This window comes from Curtobacterium sp. NPDC090217, from assembly GCF_044746705.1.
Lineage (GTDB): Bacteria > Actinomycetota > Actinomycetes > Actinomycetales > Microbacteriaceae > Curtobacterium.
Genome location: NZ_JBIVCR010000004.1, coordinates 206,259 through 224,481 on the forward strand (window position 1 = coordinate 206,259; position 18,223 = coordinate 224,481).

Annotated in this window: 17 protein-coding genes, 1 pseudogene and 1 riboswitch; of the genes and pseudogenes, 13 read left to right on the top strand and 5 right to left on the bottom strand. The window is 73.0% G+C overall.

Annotation, left to right across the window (positions count from 1 at the left end):
• The first annotated feature begins 9 nt into the window (after positions 1-9).
• Positions 10-990 (top strand): lysostaphin resistance A-like protein, encoded by a 981-nt coding sequence (locus tag ACIPJ2_RS15190; RefSeq protein WP_402729514.1) that lies wholly within the window; start codon positions 10-12, stop codon positions 988-990.
• Here the strand turns inward: ACIPJ2_RS15190 and ACIPJ2_RS15195 are convergent, their stop codons facing one another.
• Both ACIPJ2_RS15195 and ACIPJ2_RS15200 read right to left on the bottom strand, forming a co-directional pair.
• Positions 991-2,082: a glycoside hydrolase family 5 protein gene (locus ACIPJ2_RS15195; RefSeq protein WP_402729515.1), complete on the bottom strand. Its 1,092-nt coding sequence runs from the start codon at positions 2,080-2,082 to the stop codon at positions 991-993.
• 45 nt (positions 2,083-2,127) lie between these two features.
• Positions 2,128-2,337, bottom strand: a complete 210-nt coding sequence (locus ACIPJ2_RS15200) for a hypothetical protein (protein ID WP_402729516.1) — start codon at positions 2,335-2,337, stop codon at positions 2,128-2,130.
• 6 nt (positions 2,338-2,343) lie between these two features.
• On the opposite strand from ACIPJ2_RS15200, the gene ACIPJ2_RS15205 reads away from it, so the two are divergent.
• From ACIPJ2_RS15205 to ACIPJ2_RS15215, 3 genes are all read left to right on the top strand, one after another.
• Positions 2,344-4,275: a copper-translocating P-type ATPase gene (locus ACIPJ2_RS15205; RefSeq protein WP_402729517.1), complete on the top strand. Its 1,932-nt coding sequence runs from the start codon at positions 2,344-2,346 to the stop codon at positions 4,273-4,275.
• 343 nt (positions 4,276-4,618) lie between these two features.
• Positions 4,619-5,209: a DNA-3-methyladenine glycosylase I gene (locus ACIPJ2_RS15210; protein ID WP_402729518.1), complete on the top strand. Its 591-nt coding sequence runs from the start codon at positions 4,619-4,621 to the stop codon at positions 5,207-5,209.
• 57 nt (positions 5,210-5,266) lie between these two features.
• On the top strand, positions 5,267-6,079 hold the full coding sequence (locus tag ACIPJ2_RS15215) for a DJ-1/PfpI family protein (RefSeq protein WP_402729519.1): 813 nt from the start codon (positions 5,267-5,269) through the stop codon (positions 6,077-6,079).
• Here ACIPJ2_RS15215 and ACIPJ2_RS15220 read toward each other — a convergent pair.
• Together ACIPJ2_RS15220 and ACIPJ2_RS15225 are read right to left on the bottom strand one after the other, a co-directional pair.
• Positions 6,072-6,542: a GNAT family N-acetyltransferase gene (locus tag ACIPJ2_RS15220; RefSeq protein WP_402729520.1), complete on the bottom strand. Its 471-nt coding sequence runs from the start codon at positions 6,540-6,542 to the stop codon at positions 6,072-6,074. The two genes, ACIPJ2_RS15215 and ACIPJ2_RS15220, sit on opposite strands and share 8 nt — an antisense overlap.
• Positions 6,539-7,315: a LysR family transcriptional regulator substrate-binding protein gene (locus ACIPJ2_RS15225; protein WP_402729521.1), complete on the bottom strand. Its 777-nt coding sequence runs from the start codon at positions 7,313-7,315 to the stop codon at positions 6,539-6,541. The genes ACIPJ2_RS15220 and ACIPJ2_RS15225 overlap by 4 nt, the downstream gene beginning before the upstream one ends.
• Before the next feature lie 33 nt (positions 7,316-7,348).
• Here ACIPJ2_RS15225 and ACIPJ2_RS15230 point away from each other — a divergent pair, with 33 nt between their 5' ends.
• The 3 genes from ACIPJ2_RS15230 (at position 7,349) to ACIPJ2_RS15240 (ending at position 8,857) form a co-directional block, all read left to right on the top strand.
• Entirely contained in the window at positions 7,349-7,735 is a 387-nt protein-coding gene (locus tag ACIPJ2_RS15230) for a DUF5997 family protein (protein WP_281265193.1), read from the top strand.
• Between the two features lie 19 nt (positions 7,736-7,754).
• Positions 7,755-8,261, top strand: coding sequence for a hypothetical protein (locus ACIPJ2_RS15235; RefSeq protein ID WP_281265192.1), 507 nt, complete (start codon positions 7,755-7,757; stop codon positions 8,259-8,261).
• 68 nt (positions 8,262-8,329) lie between these two features.
• The gene (locus ACIPJ2_RS15240; RefSeq protein WP_281265191.1) at positions 8,330-8,857 is read left to right on the top strand and encodes an Lrp/AsnC family transcriptional regulator; all 528 of its coding nucleotides are present in this window, start codon (positions 8,330-8,332) and stop codon (positions 8,855-8,857) included.
• A gap of 29 nt (positions 8,858-8,886) precedes the next feature.
• Here the strand turns inward: ACIPJ2_RS15240 and ACIPJ2_RS15245 are convergent, their stop codons facing one another.
• Positions 8,887-9,318 carry a GNAT family N-acetyltransferase gene (locus ACIPJ2_RS15245; RefSeq protein ID WP_402729522.1) on the bottom strand — a complete coding sequence of 144 codons (432 nt, stop codon included), beginning with the start codon at positions 9,316-9,318 and terminating at the stop codon, positions 8,887-8,889.
• Between the two features lie 110 nt (positions 9,319-9,428).
• Here ACIPJ2_RS15245 and ACIPJ2_RS15250 point away from each other — a divergent pair, with 110 nt between their 5' ends.
• The 6 genes and pseudogenes from ACIPJ2_RS15250 to ribB all read left to right on the top strand — a co-directional run.
• Complete coding sequence (locus ACIPJ2_RS15250; protein WP_402729523.1) at positions 9,429-10,754, top strand: hypothetical protein; 1,326 nt, start codon at positions 9,429-9,431, stop codon at positions 10,752-10,754.
• Positions 10,755-10,837: 83 nt separating this feature from the next.
• On the top strand, positions 10,838-12,580 hold the full coding sequence (locus tag ACIPJ2_RS15255) for a hypothetical protein (protein WP_402729524.1): 1,743 nt from the start codon (positions 10,838-10,840) through the stop codon (positions 12,578-12,580).
• A 175-nt stretch (positions 12,581-12,755) separates the two neighbouring features.
• A complete protein-coding gene (locus ACIPJ2_RS15260; RefSeq protein WP_402729525.1) occupies positions 12,756-14,099 on the top strand; it encodes an alpha/beta hydrolase in 1,344 nt (447 codons plus the stop codon).
• Positions 14,096-16,564, top strand: coding sequence for a bifunctional lysylphosphatidylglycerol flippase/synthetase MprF (locus tag ACIPJ2_RS15265; protein ID WP_402729526.1), 2,469 nt, complete (start codon positions 14,096-14,098; stop codon positions 16,562-16,564). The genes ACIPJ2_RS15260 and ACIPJ2_RS15265 overlap by 4 nt, the downstream gene beginning before the upstream one ends.
• A gap of 93 nt (positions 16,565-16,657) precedes the next feature.
• Positions 16,658-16,792: riboswitch (FMN riboswitch) on the top strand.
• A 90-nt stretch (positions 16,793-16,882) separates the two neighbouring features.
• Positions 16,883-17,527, top strand: coding sequence for a riboflavin synthase (locus tag ACIPJ2_RS15270; RefSeq protein ID WP_402729527.1), 645 nt, complete (start codon positions 16,883-16,885; stop codon positions 17,525-17,527).
• A pseudogene (gene ribB / locus ACIPJ2_RS15275) lies at positions 17,527-18,210 on the top strand (3,4-dihydroxy-2-butanone-4-phosphate synthase); the annotation flags it as partial. The gene ACIPJ2_RS15270 and the pseudogene ribB, both read left to right, overlap by 1 nt.
• Between the last annotated feature and the right edge of the window lie 13 nt (positions 18,211-18,223).

The following is an 18,223-nucleotide window of genomic DNA, read 5'->3' on the forward strand; positions in this document are numbered from 1 at the left end:
CATTCCGGCATGATCCACCAGGGGGAGCCCGCCGTCGACCGCAGTGTCCCGGGGTGGGCGACCACGCTCTTCGTCCTGCTCGCGCTCGGGGGAGCGTGGGCGGTGACGCTCCCGCTCTGGCTGTCCGGGCGCGGGCTCGGGACGCCGTTCGCCACGCTGTTCATCGTCGGGATGATGTTCACGCCGCTGCTGTCGGCGGTCGTCGTCCTCGCGCTGCTCGGGCGACGGCGTCCACGGCCGGTGCTGCGGTTCCTCGGGGTGTGGCCGCTCCGCCCGGTCCGCCGCACGATCTGGGTGACCGTGTTCGCGTACCTCGGCGGCGTGCTCTTCCCGGTCGCGGCGCTCGTCGTGGCGGTGCTCGCCGGCTGGTTCCCGGTCGACCTCGCCGGCTTCTCCGGCTACCGGGACGTCCTCGCCGCGGCTGGGCTCCGCGAACTGCCGATGCCGATCGGACTGCTCGTCGCCCTGCAGCTGGCGCAGGTGCCCTTCGTCTCGGTGTTCAACGCGTTCGCCACGGTCGGTGAGGAGATCGGGTGGCGGGGCTTCCTCGTCCCGGCGCTCGAGCGGTACGGCACCTGGGTCGCGCTGGTCGGGTCCGGTGTCGTCTGGGGTGTCTGGCACGCGCCGATCATCCTGCTCGGCTACAACTTCGGTCGCACGGACTGGCTCGGCGTCGTCTTCATGGTCGTCGCGTGCGTGCTGCTCGGCATGGTCCTCGGGTGGCTCCGGCTCCGCACGGGATCGGTCTGGCCCGCCGTCTTCGCCCACGCGGGGGTGAACGGCGCCGCCGGTGTGGGGGCGGTGCTCGTCGCCTCGGGTGTCGACGTGTCCGACGTGGCGCGCAGTCCGCTCGGGTACGGCGGGTGGATCGTCCTCGCGCTCGTCGTCACCGTGCTCGTCGTGACCGGTGCGATCCGTCGCCGGGGTGCACTCGCGCCCACCCCGGCGACGACCGTCGCGGCCGCCGAGCCGATCCGCCCGGCCGACTGATCACACCGGGCGGCTGAGGAAGTACCGCCGGATTGCGTCACCGTACGGGGTCGGAGTGCCGTTCCAGTCGCTGATGAGCGCCGAACCGCCGTACTGTCCGCCGTCGGGGCAGCCGGTGGTGCCGAAGTTCCAGAACACGTACCCGTCACCGCCGTTCGCGTCCATCCACCGCATGAACGCCAGCGGCATGGTCGTCGAGCAGTCGTTCACGCCGATCTCCTCGGCGACCATCGGCATCCGCGCGGCGACCGGGGCGAAGTTCGCCGACCAGCACGAGGCCGTCACGCAGCCCTTGAAGTTGTAGAGGTGCTGCCCGGCGACGAGGGCCTTCGCCGGGTCCTTCGGCAGCGAGCGCAGCATCGGCGACATGTCGTGGCCCCAGTCGAGACCGTTGACGATGATCGGTTGCTTGGCGCCGGTGGCCCGGATCGTGTTCACCAGCTGCTGGTACCCGGCCGCCTGCCAGCCCTCCGGCATCGTGCAGCCGTTCAGCCAGCACGCCTCGGAGATGTCGTGGGGTTCGTTGAACGGCTCGTAGAGGACGGCGGGACTCGAGGCGAACCGGCTCGCGACCGAGGTCCAGAACGGCAACGAGAACGTCGTGTTCGCCATCTCCTTCTCCTGCTCGCCCCAGATCGCGACCGGGCCGGTGAAGTGCAGGTCGAGGATCGAACGGATCCCGTTCGCGGCCAGCCGGTCCACGTAGTCCTGCACCGCCGCGCGGTAGGGCTCGCCGGTCGACTGCGGTGCCCAGTCGATGCCGAGCCAGCAGTGCTCGTTGAGCGGGATCCGCACGGTGTTGACGTTCCACGAGCGGAGCAGGTCGATCGACGCCTGGTCGGTCGGGCCGGAGAAGATCCCGCCGCCCTGCTGGCAGTTGTACTCGGTGCCTGACCGGTTCACGCCGCGGAGCTTGACCGCCTTGCCGGCGGGGTCGACCATGACGTTCTTCGTGACGCGCAGTGCGGTGACCGGGGTCGCCGGGGTCGTCGCTGCGCCGGCGGTCGCCGCGGGGATCAGGGAGCCCGCGAGGACGGCGATGATCGTGCATCCGGCAGCCAGGGCGCGCCGGACGAGTTCGGGTCGTCTCATGCGGCAATGGTGCGCTCTCTCCGGCGTCACCGCCACCGGGTACCCCTAGGGGGTATGGTGGACGGCATGGACGAGCACCGCCACGGAACCACCGTCGACGAGCACGCTGACCACCAGAGACACGTGCACGACGACCACGCCCACCACGAGCACGACGAGCACGCCGGCCACGACCACCACGCGGACCACGGCGGAACCGCTGGGCACGGCGGGCACGACCACATGCACCACGGGCACGGCGGGCACGGCGACCATGCCGCGATGTTCCGCGACCGCTTCTGGTGGAGCCTCGTCCTCGCGGTCCCGGTCGTGGCGTTCAGCACGATGTTCGCCGACATCTTGCACTATCCGCTTCCCGACGCGGCCTGGGCGAGCTGGGTCTCACCGGTGCTCGGCACGGTGCTGTTCGTGTACGGCGGCTGGCCGTTCCTGACCGGCGGGTGGTCGGAGGCCAGGACGAAGCGGCCGGGCATGATGCTCCTGATCGGCATGGCGATCGTCGTGGCCTTCGTCGCGTCGTGGATCACGAGCCTCGGCCTGTTCGGGCTCGACCTCGACTTCTGGTGGGAGCTCGCGCTCCTCATCGTGATCATGCTGCTCGGGCACTGGATCGAGATGCGCGCCATGGGCGTCGCGTCGAGCGCGCTGGACGCGCTCGCGGCTCTGCTGCCCGACGAGGCGGACGTGATCGACGACCAGGGCGACGTGTCCCAGGTGCCGGTGTCGAGCCTCCAGGTCGGCCAGACGGTCGTGGTCCGGCCAGGCGGCCGCGTCCCGGCGGACGGCGAGGTCGTCGACGGACGCGCGCAGGTCGACGAGTCGATGATCACGGGGGAGTCCGCGGCCGTCGAACGGGCCGCTGGTGACCGCGTCGTCGCAGGCACCGTGGCGACGGACAGCTCGATCCGCGTCCGGATCACCGCCACCGGCGACGACACCGCCCTGTCCGGCATCCAGCGGATGGTCGCCGAGGCGCAGTCGTCGTCCTCGCGGACGCAGGTCCTGGCCGACCGTGCTGCGGCGCTCCTCTTCTACTTCGCCACCGGGGCGGCGATCATCACCTTCGTCGTGTGGCTGCTCCTCGGCAGCCCGACCGAGGCGATCACCCGCACCGTCACCGTGCTGATCATCGCCTGCCCGCACGCCCTCGGTCTCGCGATCCCGCTCGTCGTCGCGATCTCCACCGAGCGCGCCGCGAAGGCCGGGATCCTCGTGAAGGACCGGCTCGCGCTCGAGGCGATGCGGAACGTCGACACCGTCGTGTTCGACAAGACCGGCACGCTGACGACCGGGGCTCCAGAGGTCGTCGACACCGTCGGGGACGACGCCGTCCTCGGTCTCGCCGCCGCTGCCGAGCGGGACAGCGAACACCCGGTGGCGCGCGCGATCGTCAGCGCGGCGAACGCCCGTGGCGTGCCCGTGTCCGACCGGGTGACGGACACCGGGTCCGTCCCCGGCCGCGGGGTCAGCGCGGTCGTCGAGGGCCGACGTGTCGCGGTCGGCGGACCCGCGATGCTCCGCGAGAGCGGTGCGACCATGCCGTCCGCGTTCGAGTCCACCGTCGACGGGTGGCGTGCCGACGGAGCGGCGGTCATCGTCGCGGTGGTCGACGGGACGGTGCAGGCCGCCTTCGCGGTGCGCGACGCCGTCCGTCACGAGTCCGCCGAGGCCGTCCGTGCCCTGCACGACCGCGGGATCCGGGTGGCGATGGTCACCGGCGACGCCCAGCAGGTGGCCGATGCGGTCGCGCGGGAGCTCGGCATCGACGAGGTCCGCGCCGAGGTGCTGCCTGAGGACAAGGACGGCGAGGTCGCACGGCTGCAGGAGTCCGGCGCCGTGGTCGCGATGGTCGGTGACGGTGTGAACGACGCCCCGGCGCTGGCGCGTGCCGACGTCGGGATCGCGATCGGCGCGGGGACCGACGTCGCGGTGCAGAGTGCCGGTGTCGTGCTCGCATCGAACGACCCGCGTCGGGTGCTCACCGTGATCGACCTGTCGCGTGCGACCTACCGGAAGATGGTGCAGAACCTCGTGTGGGCCACCGGGTACAACGTGCTCTCGGTGCCGCTCGCGGCCGGGGTGCTCGCGGGGGTCGGGTTCGTGCTGTCCCCGGCGGTCGGCGCGGTGCTGATGAGCCTGTCGACCGTGATCGTCAGCCTGAACGCCCAGCTCCTCCGTCGCTTCCGCGCCTGACGTGCGGTGCCGGCCGGGGTCGCCGGCCGGGGTCGCCGGCCGGCGGCGCCCGCCCGTGGCGCCCGCTGCGCGTCGCCCGGCCGCGTCTCCCGCCCGGGCAGATGGTCGAGTGGTCACAACACCCCGGCGGGGGTCCGCCGAGGGGTCACTATCTGTCGGATCCAGCGCGCTCGAGCGACCTTTCGAGGCCGCTCGGCAGCACTGAGCGGGGTGTCGTGACCGGTCGACGACCGGGCGACGGGCGGATGCGCGGACGGGAGGCTCGGGTCGGGTCCCGCAGGTCAGCTCCCGCATCACGAGTGGGGAGGACGATGACGTCGGTGCGGTCCGCCAGGATGGGGGCGTGACTGATCTGGTGACCGGGGACGACGGACTCGCCCGCCCGGTGTGGGCCTCGACCGACCCGATGCTGCGCGACTACTACGACACCGAGTGGGGCATGCCCGTGCGGGACGAGCGCGGGGTGTTCGAGCGGCTCTCGCTCGAGGCGTTCCAGTCCGGCCTCTCGTGGCGCACGATCCTCGCGAAGCGACCGGCGTTCCGCGCCGCCTTCGCGGACTTCGACGCCGACGCGGTCGCGGGCTTCGGTGAAGCGGACGTCGCCCGACTGATGGCGGACGCCGGCATCGTCCGGAACCGGGCGAAGATCCTCGCGACGATCACCAACGCGAACGCCACGGTGGCTCTGCGGGAGGACGGCGGACTGGCGGACTTCGTGTGGTCCTTCCGCCCCGACCGGACGCCGGAGCCGATCACGTACGCCGACGTTCCCACGAAGAGCGACGAGTCGCTCGCACTGTCGAAGGCGCTGCGGAAGCGCGGGTTCGCCTTCGTCGGCCCGACGACGATGTACGCGCTGATGGAGGCGCTCGGCATCGTCGACACGCACCTGGTCGGCAGCCACCGGCGGGGCACCTCGGGCGTCTGGGCCTGAGCCGTTCGACGGCGGCTGGCCGGGCAGCCGCATCAGCGCGGGGCTAGGGTCGCGGGCATGACGCACGAGCACCCGAACCCCCGGGTCACGCAGATCACCCCCGTCGACGCGGTGCACGTCGACGTGCCGGTCGACGTCGAGGTCCCCGCCTCCGATCCCGTCGAGGACGACGTGACCACCCCGGAGCACGACTCGTCGGAGATCCGGATCGCGTTCCTGCTGTTCCCGGACCTCACACAGCTCGACCTCACCGGACCGGCGCAGGTCCTCAGTCGCGTGCCCGGCGCCCGGATCGAATACGTCGCCGCCACGCTCGACCCGGTGCCGAGCGACTGCGGGCTCTCCCTCGTCCCCACCGTGACGATCGCCGACGCCGCTCCGGCGGACGTCCTCGTGGTCCCCGGTGGCGACGGTGCGTTCGACGCGATGCTCGACCCCGAGATCGTCGGGTTCGTCCGGCGGGAGGCCGAACGCGCCACGTGGATCACCTCGGTGTGCACCGGCGCGTTCGTCCTCGGTGCCGCCGGGCTCCTCGCCGGCAAGCGGGCGACGACGCACTGGGCCTCGAAGCCGATGCTCGCCGCGTTCGGCGCGACGCCGGTGGACGAACGGGTGGTCGACGACGGGTCGATCGTCACCGCGGCCGGGGTGAGCGCCGGCATCGACATGGCCCTGTGGTTCGCGTCCGAGCTCGCCGGTCAGCCGGTCGCCGAGCGCATCCAGCTGCAGATCGAGTACGACCCGCAGCCGCCCTTCGACGCCGGGTCGGCGGATCGGGCGGACGCGCGCGTCGTCGCCGAGGCGCGCGCAGCCGCCGAGGAGTCCCGCGGCGAACGCGTCGCACGGGCGGCAGCCGCCGTGATCAGGTGAGCGGCAGCTTCATCTGCATCGCGGTGACGCCGTACCCGAGTCGCTCGTAGAGCCCCTTGGCGCCCGCGTTGTAGCCGAACACGTTCAGCCCGATGCTCGTCGCACCCTCGTCCTTCGCGACGGCGTGCCCGAGTTCGAGCGCCCGGCGGGCGTGGCCCTTCCTGCGGTGCGCCTCGTCGATCTCCACGTTGAACACCCACCAGTCGGCACTGCCCGGCTCGAACGGCCCGATCCACAGGTACCCGACGACGGTGTCGTCGCCGTCGAGCACGTCCCACACGTGGTGCCCGGCGAGCGGCTCGCCATCGGGGAACCACTGGTCGAGCGACTTCTGCTTGTTGGCCTCGGCCTGCTCGCGGGTCTCGCCGGCCTGCATGCGCGATTCGACGTACTCCGCCATCGTCGCGTCCAGCCAGGCCGGGAGGCTCGTGGCCGGCATCGTCTGCAGGCGCGTGCCCGTCATCGGTTGCCCTTCGAGCCACGGCTGGGTTTGCCCCGCATCCGCCCGCGACCGGGCTTCGGGGCCTTGCCGCTGTTCGAGCCCTTGCCGCTGCCGGACTTGGCGCCGCCTGGCGACTTCGCCTTGGCCTTGCCGCCGGCGGCGTCCTTGCCACCCGCAGCGGCCTTGGAGCCGCCACGGGACGGGCGTGCGTCGGCGTCGCCGGCGCGATCCGGGCCTCCCGGCTGGTCCGGCTGGCTCCGGGAACTGTTGGCGGTGCGCCCGCGGACCACGCCGATGAACTCCTCGGTGAGCTCCGAGGCGTCCTCGTCCCGCCACACGAGCGCGATCCGCGTGCCGGGGGAGTCGACGAGTGCGCGAGCGACGAGGTCCTTGCGGCTGGCCTTGCGGAAGAGGGACTGCGGGAGGACGACGACGCCGACGTTCGCCTCGACGAGGTCGAGCGCGCCGTCGACGTCAGCCGGCACCGGACCGGCGTCGATGACGTGCACGGCGTCGAGGTCGGCCTGGGTGATCTCGGACGAGTCCGCGAGCGTGGAGTCCTTCGGTGTCGCCACGACCGCGGTCTCGGTCCAGAGCGGGATCGCGTTGTGGACGTCCGAGACGGGCATCCTGGCGAAGACCATGTCGACGTCGTCGGCCAGTGCCGCGTCGACGTCGGACGAGCCGATCGGACGGAGCCGGAGCTCCACGGACGGGAAGCGATCACGCCACACGCGTGCCCACTTGGCCGGGGACACCCCTGGCACGAAGGCGATGGTGAGTGCCGCGGTCATGCAACCGAGCATAGGGGCCGTACCCTTGACACCATGGCGCAGGAACAGACGATGAAGCCCGAGACGGCTGCGAAGAAGCTCGGCATCCTGCTGTCGGCCGCTCCGGAGTCCTTCCGCGACGCGCCCGTCACGCGGACCGCCTTCGAGGAACTCCGGACCGAGCCGCCGACGTGGCTCGAGGAACTCCGTCGCGACGGCCCGCACCCGCGTCCCGTCGTCGCGCAGAAGCTCGGCGTGTCGATCTCCGGTCTCGGCCGCTCCGGCATCGACGAGCCGCTGACGACCGCGCAGATCAAGGACCTCCTCGTCGAGAAGCCCGAGTGGCTCGTGCAGGAGCGTGCGACGCAGGCCGCCGTGCACGCCGAGAACGCCCGCGTGAAGCAGGACCGCGCCGCGCGCGCAGCTGCGAAGCAGGACTGACCTCCGGCCGGGACCACCAGTGCACGAGACCGTCGCCGACGCCATGCTCGTCGTGCCGCAGTTCGCCTCGGTGTGCTGCATCGTCGGGGACCGGTACCGTCCGCGCCCCGGCGTGATCGTGCCCGCCGCGGTCATGCTCGTCGCGATGGTGATGCCCGTCGTGCACGCCGGTGCGGTGTGGACGCTGCTCGCGGCGACGCTGCTGCTGCTCCTCGCGCCGCTGCCCGTGATGCGTCGTCGCCGGGCGGACGGGCGCCGGGCGGAGCCGATGGACGTGCACCGGGCACTGTCGTCGGTCGTGATGGCGGGGATGCTCCTGATGGGTCACGCGACCGGGATCGCGGACGCGCACGCCGGACACGGGATCGCGCTGTCGGCGGTCCTCGGCGGCGGCGTGATCGGGTACTGCGCGTTCAGCGGCTGGCTCCTGCGGTACGAGTGGGCGCGCGACGACCGTCGGGCGGTGCGCAGCGGCGAGGTGTTCGCGATGACGGTCGCCGTGATCGGCATGACCCTGGCGATGTAGCGCGCCGCGCCCCGCGTCCCCCGCGCCCCCTTCCCTCGATCGCTGCGAGCCCGCGTTACGGTGGTCCCGTGTCCGATCGCCCAGTCCGCCGACCCGACCCCGCCCCGCGCCTCGACGAGGTCGACGAGCGCATCCTCTGGACCCTCGCCGCCGATGCGCGGATCCCGAACAACCGGCTCGCCGCCGCGGTGGGCATCGCGCCGTCGACGTGTCTCGCGCGGGTCCGCGCCCTCGAGGACGCCGGGGTCATCCGCGGCTACCGGGCGGACGTCGACGTGGCGCGGCTCGGGTTCTCGATCGAGGCGATGGTCTCGGTCCGGGTGCACGCGGCAGCACGGCACGAGCTCCGGGACTTCGCGAAGCGCCTGCTCCGGGTGCCCGTCGTGCTCGACGTGTCGTTCCTCGCCGGGGACAAGGACTTCCTCGTGCACATCGCGTGCACGTCGACCGAACAGCTGCGGGACTTCGTCGCGGACGAGCTGAGCGGGGACCCGTCCGTCGCGACGACGCAGACGAACATCGTGTTCGAGCGCCTGGTCGCGGACCGGGAGCGCCAGGGGCGTTCGTACGACGAGCTCCGTCGCTGGCACGCCTGAGCCGGGGAGCGCGAACCTCGCGGCACGAGCTACCGCGTGCGGGTCATCGGGACGTGCGGGATGCCGTCCTCGTGGAACCGGTCCCCGGAGCGGACGAACCCGAACCGGCCGTACCACTGTTCGAGGTGCTCCTGGGCGTCGATCGACACCACGGGGGAGCGTGTCTCGGCGATCGCGGCCTCCATGAGCTCCGCGCCGAGGCCCTTGCCCCGAGCGGCCGCCGCGGTCGCCACACGACCGATGCGCTCGGTTCCGTCGGGCTCGCGCAGCAGGCGCAGCGTGGCGTCGACCGAGCCCTCGCCCGCCCAGAACTGGATCGTGCCCGGCTCGAGGTCGCGGCCGTCGATGTCCGGGTAGGCAGCGGCCTGCTCGACGACGAAGACGTCCTGGCGCAGCCGGAGGATCTCGTGCAGCGTGACGATGTCGAGGTTACGGGTGGGGGCGCTGAAGATCGAGGTCATGCCGAGCTGTTCCTGACGGTTCCTTGGGAAAGGGGGTGCGCGATCGCCCGATCAGGCGTACCGTGCCGGTCAACCACTCTACGTGCGCAGCCAGATCAGGAGGTGAGCGCATGGACAAGCCGTTGCGTGCACCCTGGCACGCTGCGATCCGGTACGCCCTCGTGGGCACCGGGGTGAGCGCCGCCGCCGTGCTGCTCTCGCTGACCTTCGGCGCGCACTCCGCGTCCGCCTCCACGGCGCCGCCCGCCCAGACGCAGTCGCAGTCGCAGCCGGGTCTCGTCGGCGGCCTCGTGCAGGGGCTCGGCGACACCGTGCACGGCGTCGCCGGTGGCGTCGGGGAGGTCCTCGGCGACGTCGTGGACCCCGTGCACCAGGCCGTCGCCCCCGCAGCCCCAGCCCCCGCCGCGCCAGCCCCCGCAGCCCCGGCCGCGCCAGCCCCAGCGGCACCGGCACCCGCGCCAGCCCCGGCCGCTGCGCCAGCACCGGCCGCAGCACCCGCTCCGGCAGCACCGCCGTCGAGCACCCCCGCGCAGCCGTCCGCGCCGCAGACAGCAGCCGCACCGACGGCTCCCGGACCGGCGGCTCCGGTCCAGCCGACCGCACCGCAGCCGGCAGAGCCGGCCACCACGACCGCGCCGCCCACGTCGACCACGCCGGCCGACCCTGCGGAGGCGACCAGCGCCTCCCGTCCGCTCACCGGCACCGTCGCCACCGTGCTCCGTCCCGTCACCGGGACCGTGCAGACGCTCACCGACGCACGCCCGGTCACGACGGTGGTCAGCACCCTCGACCACGTCGTCGGCGCCGTCCCGATCGTCGGCACGCTGCTCGGCGACGACACGCTCGGCACGGTGACCGCACCGGTCAGCGGGCTGGTCGATGACACCCTCGGCGGCGTCGGGACCGCCGTGGGAACGGTCCCGGACGTGCTTCCAGGCACGCCCGGGACCGGTGGGGGCACCCTGCCTGGAGGCTCGGAGCCCCATCCACAGATCCCCTCGCCTCCGGCAGGTGACGGTGTCCCCGCCGTGGGCGGCTCCTCGACGTCGGTGGCCGAAACGTCGGAGAAGGTCCCTGCTCGGGCCGCTGCGGCATCCAAGGTCGTCGCCGCGCAGGCCACCCCGGCCGCGGACGACGTCACCGTGCTCGCGCCCGCCGCGTCCTCCGGTGAGCAGGCCGCTCCGGCGTCCGCGGCGATCGGCGGTGGCGCGCTCTTCGTCCCCGACGGACACGGCCACCAGGACTCGCCGCTCGGCGGTTCCGGATCAGGACTCGCCGGCAGCACCACGACCGTCGGCTCGGCCGGCGCCGGTGTCGTCGGCACGGTCGGCGCCGACGCCGACCAGGACCCCCTCGCCGCGGGGACACGCGGCACCATCGCCGACGACGCCGTTCCCGCGTCGCTCACCGGCGACCACGACGTCGCCCCTGATTGAGATCGGCGCACCTGCCCGTCAGGCAGGACGCGCCACCGACCGCGACCGCGGTCGGGAACACATCTCGATCAGGAGTGATGACCATGAACAAGTACGTCTCGAGAGGGCTGTGGTTCGCCCTCTTCGTCGGCGGGCTGACGGTCGGAGGGGCCACCGCGGCGAACGCGGCGACGACCTCCGGCACGGACGGCACCGTCTCAGGAACGCAGGTGGCGCCGTCGATCGACGCGCCCGTCTCCGCCGTCGGCAACGCCCTCGGGGTGCTCGGCGACGCGGTGTCCTCGGCCGTCCCGGCTCCGGCCGCTCCGGCAGCTCCCGCCGCACCGGCCGCACCGGCCGTCGACCCTGCGTCGGCGGCGGTGCCCGACACGGCTCCCGCGGCGCCGTCGACCTCCGGGTCGGACGGCGTCGGCTCGGGGACGCAGGTCGTACCGGACGTGAGCGCGCCCGTCGACGTGACGGGCAACGCGATCTCGGTCGGTGGCGACGCAGCGTCGACCGCCGTGCCGACCGCCCCTGCCCCCGCCGCGGCACCCGCGCAGGCGACTCCCGCGGCACCGTCGACCTCCGGGTCGGACGGGATCGCCTCGGGGACGCAGGTCGCCCCCGCGGTGGAGCTGCCGATCACGGTGTCCGGGAACGGCATCGGTCTGCTCGGTGACGGGACCACTACCGGCTCGACGACGGGCACGGCGGCTCCGGCCGGCGCGACCTCCGGCGGATCGACCGGGGGCTCGACCTCCGGCGCCGACGGGACCGTCTCCGGGACCCAGGTGGCACCGTTGATCTCGATCCCGGTGACGGTCTCCGGCAACGGGATCGCCGTCGTGGGAGACGGAACCTCCACCGGATCGACGACCACCCCGGCTGCCGGTACTCCGGGTTCCGGCTCGACCGGCACGACGGGCGCCCCGACGACCTCCGGGTCCGACGGCATCGCCTCGGGGACGCAGGTGACACCGGCCGTTTCCCTGCCGGTGACCATCGCGGGCAACGGCATCGGTCTCCTCGGTGACGGCACCAGCACGGGCGGCACCACGACCGGCACCGCCCCGACCAGCGGAACGGGCACGGCTGACGGCAGCGCCACGGCCGGTCCGGTCACCGACGGCACGGACGGCACCGCCTCGGGCACGCAGGTCACCCCGGTGGTCTCGCTCCCGATCACCATCGGCGGGAACGGCATCGGTCTCGTCGGCGACGGCACCAGCACCGGAGCCACGACGACCGTGCCGGCTGGCGGCACCGCGACCGGCACGACCGGCGGCACGGCCGGATCCACGTCGGGCTCGGACGGGGTCCTGTCCGGGACGCAGATCGCACCGGTGGTCTCACTCCCGATCACCATCGGTGGGAACGGCATCGGCCTGGTCGGCGACGGCACCAGCACCGGGACCACGACGGTCCCCGGTGACGGCGGCACGACGCCCGGCGACGGTACCGACCCCGGTGACGGCACCGACCCCGGCGACGGCACGGACCCCGGCAACGGCACGGACCCGGGTGACGGCACGACGCCCGGCGACGGCACGGACCCGGGCGACGGCGGTTCGACGCCCGGCGGCGTCACCACCCCGATCGGCGATGACGGCTCGGGGACCACGGCCGAGGCCGTGACCACCGTGTCGACGACCGGTTCGGGCACCGCGGTCTCCACCACCGGTGTCGCGACGGTCTCCACCACGGCAGCCCGCGCAGCGACCTCCTGGGCGACCCAATCCGGGCTCGCGTACACGGGGGCGTCCTCGCAGCTCGTGCCAGCGGGGATCGCGCTGATGCTGCTCCTCGGGGGTGCCGGGACACTCGTCCTCCGACGCCGCCACTGATCACCATCCGCGCTGCGGGGTACCGGTTCGCCGGTACCCCGCAGCACCACGCCCACGGCACGGAGGTGTCCTGGGAACAAGCCGGGTGCTTCCTGCAAGCGCATGATGCCGATGCTGTGAGGAGCGGAAGCGGTTCGGCAGCATCGGGTGAGTCACCGAGCGGGACGATGAACGCGTGTTCAACGAACTGCTGCGCGTGCCGATCGTCCGGCCCGACGTCCTCATCCCGGTCGACGTCGCGGCAGCGCTGCTGACGATCTGGGCGCTGCTCGGCCCGTTCCGTCGCAGCTCGCGCGCGGGCGGTCGAGGACGTCGGCTGCTCGTCCGTGCCGCGGCGCTCGTGGTGGGTGCTGCGGTCGGGCTCGTCCTCGTGTGGTGGCTCGGTGACGTGCAGGACGAGTTCGGCGTCGCGTTCACGCCGGTCACCCGGATGTGGATCGCATTCGCGTGCGCTGCCGTCGCGATGTGCCTCGTCGTCCTGGTGCAGGGCGGCTGGGGGCGTCGCACCGTCGCGGTCGCCGCAGCTGCCGCCGTCCTGCTGGCGTCCGGGCTCGGCGTGAACGTCGACTTCGGCGCCTACCGGACGATCCAGCAGGCGATCACCACCAACCCCTACCCGTCGGGTTCGCTCGGCCACCAGCACGCGGTGGCTGCGGGGACCCCGGTCGTCGATGCAGCACGGTGGACCGCCCCCGCGAACATGCCGAAGTCCGGAAGGACACTGTCGGTGCGGATCCCCGCGACGGTCTCGCACTTCCGGGCACGGAAGGCGGTCGTCTGGCTCCCGCCGGCTGCGCAGACGGCGGACCCGCCGACCCTCCCGGTCCTGATCGCGCTGTCCGGGCAGCCGGGTCAGCCGTCCGACATGTTCCAGACCGGGAACCTCGGTGGCTACCTCGACCGCTACGCAGCGGCGCACCACGGTCTGGCACCGATCGTCGTGTCGCCCGACCAGCTCGGGGCGCCGAACCGGAACCCGATGTGCGTCGACTCGCGTCGCCTGGGGCGGAGCGCGACGTACGTGATGACGGACACGGTCCGCTGGATCACGGACCACCTGGACGTGGCGTCGACACCGGACGCGTGGGGCATCACCGGTTTCTCCGAGGGCGCGACCTGCGCGATGCAGTTCTCCACCGAACACCCCGGGGTGTTCGGTACGGCGCTGGCCATCTCGAGTGAACTCACCGTGAAGAACGGGTCGCTCGCGAACACGGTCCGCGTCGGCTTCGGGGGTTCCCGGGCGGCCTACGAGGCCGCGGCGCCGATCGCCACCATGCGTCGCGATGCTCCGTACCACGACCACCTCACCGTCTTCGGGTTCGGGCAGGACGACGCTCCGTACCGCGCGTCGACCACCGCGCTCCGCGACGCCGCGGTGCAGGCGGGCATGCAGACGTCGGTCATCGTCTCGCCCGGATCGGCGCACGACTGGAACACCGTGCGGTACGTCCTCGCGAACGGGCTGCCGGCAGTGGTCGCCCACCTCGGGCTGCCGTCGATGCGAGGGGCGCTGTGACCGGCGGGGGCCGCGTCCTCGACGAGGAGCGTGTCGCGCCCGTGCGCGCCCGGCTGACCCGCGCGGGGCGCGCCGTCGTCGGCCGTGTCCGGCGGTACCCGGTCACGAGTGTCGTCGTGCTGCTCGTCGTGCTGACCTCCGCCATCGGCGTCGCGATGCGCGTCCACCACGCAGCGTCCGGCACCGCTGCGCTGGGGCCGCTCCGCGTGTTCGCCGCGTCGACCGGGTTCGTCGCCCTGGTCCTGACCATCGCCGGCGTGGTCGTCCTCGTCGGCGCCTCGGAACGGCTGATGGGCTCGTGGCGGACCGCCGTCGCGTTCGTCGTGACGACGGTGGTCGGAACCGGGGTCGGCGCACTCAGCGCCTTCGTCGACCTCGACGGCCGTGGAGCCGGTCCGCTCCTCCTCGGGCGCGCGACCGCGTTCGACCCGTGGACCGCCGTCGTCGGCACGATCGTCACCGCGAGCGCGTTCGCCGGTCCGCTGTGGCGCCGACGGATCCGCGTCAACGCCCTCGCGGTCGTCGCGGCCCTGTTCCTCTACGCCGGGCATGCCTCCGACCTGTACGCGGTGCTGGCAGCTGCAGCCGGGTGGATGCTCGGCGAGTTGCTCCGGAACACGCCGAAGCGCACCGGGTGGGTGCGGAGCTCGCACCGAGAGACGCGCGTCCTGCTCGGCACCGTCGTCCTCGTGTCCGCGGTGGGGCCCATCATCGCGCTCGTCTCGCGCGCCCGGGTCGGGATCCTCGCGCCGATCGCCGCCGTCGTCGGGGCCGGCCCGGTCACACCGGTGTCCGGGTGCCGGACGGACGGCGTCGCGGGGGAGTGCCTCCGGCGGCTCCTGGCGTACCACGCGGCTGATCCGTGGACGGTGCTGCTCGCGGTGCCGCCGCTCCTCGTCCTGGTCGTCGGCGGCCTCGGGCTGTTCCGCGGCAGCCGCTTCGCGGTGTGGCTCGTGGTGGCGGTCGACGTGGTGACCGCGCTCGCCGCGGCGGTCACGTACGGCGCGGTCCCTGGTCGGGTGGAGCGCCTGCACGGCTCGGAGGACCAGTTCGTCGTGACGCTCTCGATCCTCGCCTCCATCGCGGTCCCGCTGGCGACCGCGGTCGTCCTCGTCGTGCTCCGCCGATCGTTCACCGTGCTGCCGTCTCGTCGCCGCACCGTCGGGTTCGCCGCGGCCGTGCTCGTCGCTGCGGCGGTGATCGTCACGGTGCTGCTGGTCGTCACCGACGCGTCGCCGAACCGGGTCCCCGACCCCCTGCGCGTGGTCGTGGCGGCGCTCGGGCCGATCGCCCCGACCACGTTCTGGGACCACCTGCCGGCCCTCGACCCTGCGCGCCGCCTGTCGCTCGGCCTCGCCGGCCCGGTGCTCTGGCTCGTCGTCGCCATCGCGGCGATCGGCCCCACCGGTGCGGCACGACCCGACGCGGACTCCGACGAGGTCCACCGCGACCGGGAGCGCGCCCGCGCGCTGCTCGTCGCGGGCGGCGGCGACACGTTCGGGTGGATGACGACCTGGCGCGGCAACGCGTACTGGTTCGCGGCGGACGGCCGGGCCGGTGTCGCGTTCCGGCGCAACGGTGGCGTCGCGGTCACCGTCGGCGGACCGTTCGGGTACCCGGACGCCCGGCCGGCCGCGCTGACCGACTTCGCCCGGTACTGCGACGACAACGGGTGGACGCCGGTGTTCTACGGCGTGGACGTGCAGGTCGCCGGGGCGCTGACCGCCGTCGGCTGGGCGACGCTGCCCGTCGCCGAGGACGCCGACTTCGACCCGCGGACCTGGACGACGAGCGGCAAGCGGAAGCAGGACGTGAGGACCTCGGTGAACAAGGCCGCCCGCGAGGGCGTGACGGCCACGTGGGCGAGCTGGGACGAGCTCCCCGCGACCACGACCCGCCAGATCGAGGCGATCTCGGAGGAGTGGGTCGCGGAGCGCGAGCTCCCGGAGATGGGCTTCACGCTCGGAGGGATCGACGAGATGCGCGACCCCGCCGTCCGCACGCTCGTCGCGCAGGACGCCGAGGGGACTGTCCTCGCCGTCACCAGCTGGCTGCCGTCGTTCCGCGAAGGGCGCGTCGTGGGATGGACCCTCGACGTGATGCGCCGCACCGCAGCAGCCCCGAACGGCGTGATGGAGTTCCTGGTCGCGAGCGCGGCCGAGCGGATGCGGGAGGACGGCGCCGAACGGCTCAGCCTCTCCGCCGCGCCGCTCGCCAGCGCCGGCGGCCCTGCCCCCGAGGGCGGACAGAACCTCCTCGAACTCGTCGGCGGTGTCCTGGAACCCGTCTACGGCTTCCGGTCGCTCCTGCGGTTCAAGCAGAAGTTCGGCCCGGACCTGCACCCGCTCGCGCTCGCGTACCCGGACCCGGTGGCACTGCCGGCCATCGGGGTCGCGGTGGTCCGCGCGTACCTGCCCGACCTCTCGCTCCGACAGGCCGTCGCACTCGCGCGCGGCCGCGGCTGACGAGCCACGAACCCCGTGACGACGTGACGACGTGACGGCGTGTGACCGGTGTCGATGCGACGCCCACACGGCTGGGGTATCGTTCGGGGTACGCAAGCGCTCCGGGGTCGGTGTAATTCCGAACCGGTGGTGACAGTCCACGAACTGACGACGGGTGTGAACCCGCCTGATGTTGACTCGGTGAAACTCCGGGACCGACGGTGAGAGTCCGGATGGGAGGCGCGCTGGCGGACACGACGCGACCACCTGCGTGGGCGCACGGGTCCGTCGATGCCGACGATCGTCGAACGCCCCCGGAGTCCCGTTGAGAGGACACCAGTGTTCACCGGCATCATCGAGGAACTCGGCACCGTCACCGCCGTCGACCCCCAGGGCGACTCCGTCGCGCTCACGATCCGTGGCCCGCTCGTGGTCACGGACGCGAAGCACGGCGACTCCATCGCGACGAGCGGCGTCTGCCTGACCGTCGTCGAGCAGACCCCGGAGACGTTCACCGCCTTCGTCATGAAGCAGACGCTCGACATGAGCGCACACGGCTCGCTGCGGGTGGGTGACCCGGTGAACCTCGAGCGCGCGGCCTCCGTCGGCGACCGGCTCGGCGGCCACATCGTGCAGGGCCACGTCGACGGCACCGCGACGGTGCTCGAGAGCGCGGACGGTGACGGATGGCGCCGCGTCCGGTTCGCCCTGACGCCGGAGCTCAGCCCGCTCGTCGTCGACAAGGGCTCGATCGCGCTCGACGGCGTCTCGCTCACCGTCAGCGCCGTCTCCCCGGAGACGACCGACCCGGCTGATGCCTGGTTCGAGGTCAGCCTGATCCCCGAGACCCTCACCGCCACGACGCTCGGTGACCGGGTCCCCGGCGACCGGGTCAACGTCGAGACCGACGTCCTCGCCCGGCACGTCCGGCGCATGCTGCGGCTCGACGCCGCCGCGCAGGTCCTCGAACTGGAGGCTCAGTGATGGTCGCCGACGCCCCGCACGTCGTCGACGTGGCAGCACCAGGGCACGTGGCCGAGTTGTCGACGATCGAGGACGCCGTCGCCGCCATCGCGGCCGGCCGGCCGGTGATCGTCGCGGACGACGAGTCCCGCGAGAACGAGGGCGACGTCATCCTGTCCGCCGAGCTCGCGTCGCCGGAGTGGATCGCCTGGACCGTGGCGCACTCGTCCGGGTTCATCTGCGCGCCGGTCAGCGCCGCGATCGCGGACACGCTCGACCTGCCGCCGATGGTGGCCCACAACGAGGACGTCCGCGGGACCGCCTACACCGTGACGGTCGACGCGGCCGTCGGAGTCACGACCGGGATCAGTGCCCACGACCGAGCCCGGACGCTCCGGGTGCTCGCCGACCCGGCATCGGTCCGCGGCGACCTGCACCGTCCAGGGCACGTCGTTCCGTTGCGTGCGCGACCCGGCGGGGTGCGGGAGCGCGCCGGGCACACCGAGGCAGCGATCGACCTGGTCACCGCGGCGGGCTTGCGGCCCGCGGCGGCGATCTGCGAGATCGTCGACGAGGACGGCAGCATGATGCGGCTGCCGCGGCTCGTCGAACTGGGGGCGCGCGAGGGCGTGCCCGTCATCACCATCGCCGCACTCGCCGAGTGGCTGGACGCGGCAGACCGGGCAGCGGCGGACGCCGCGCCCACGGAAGGAACGA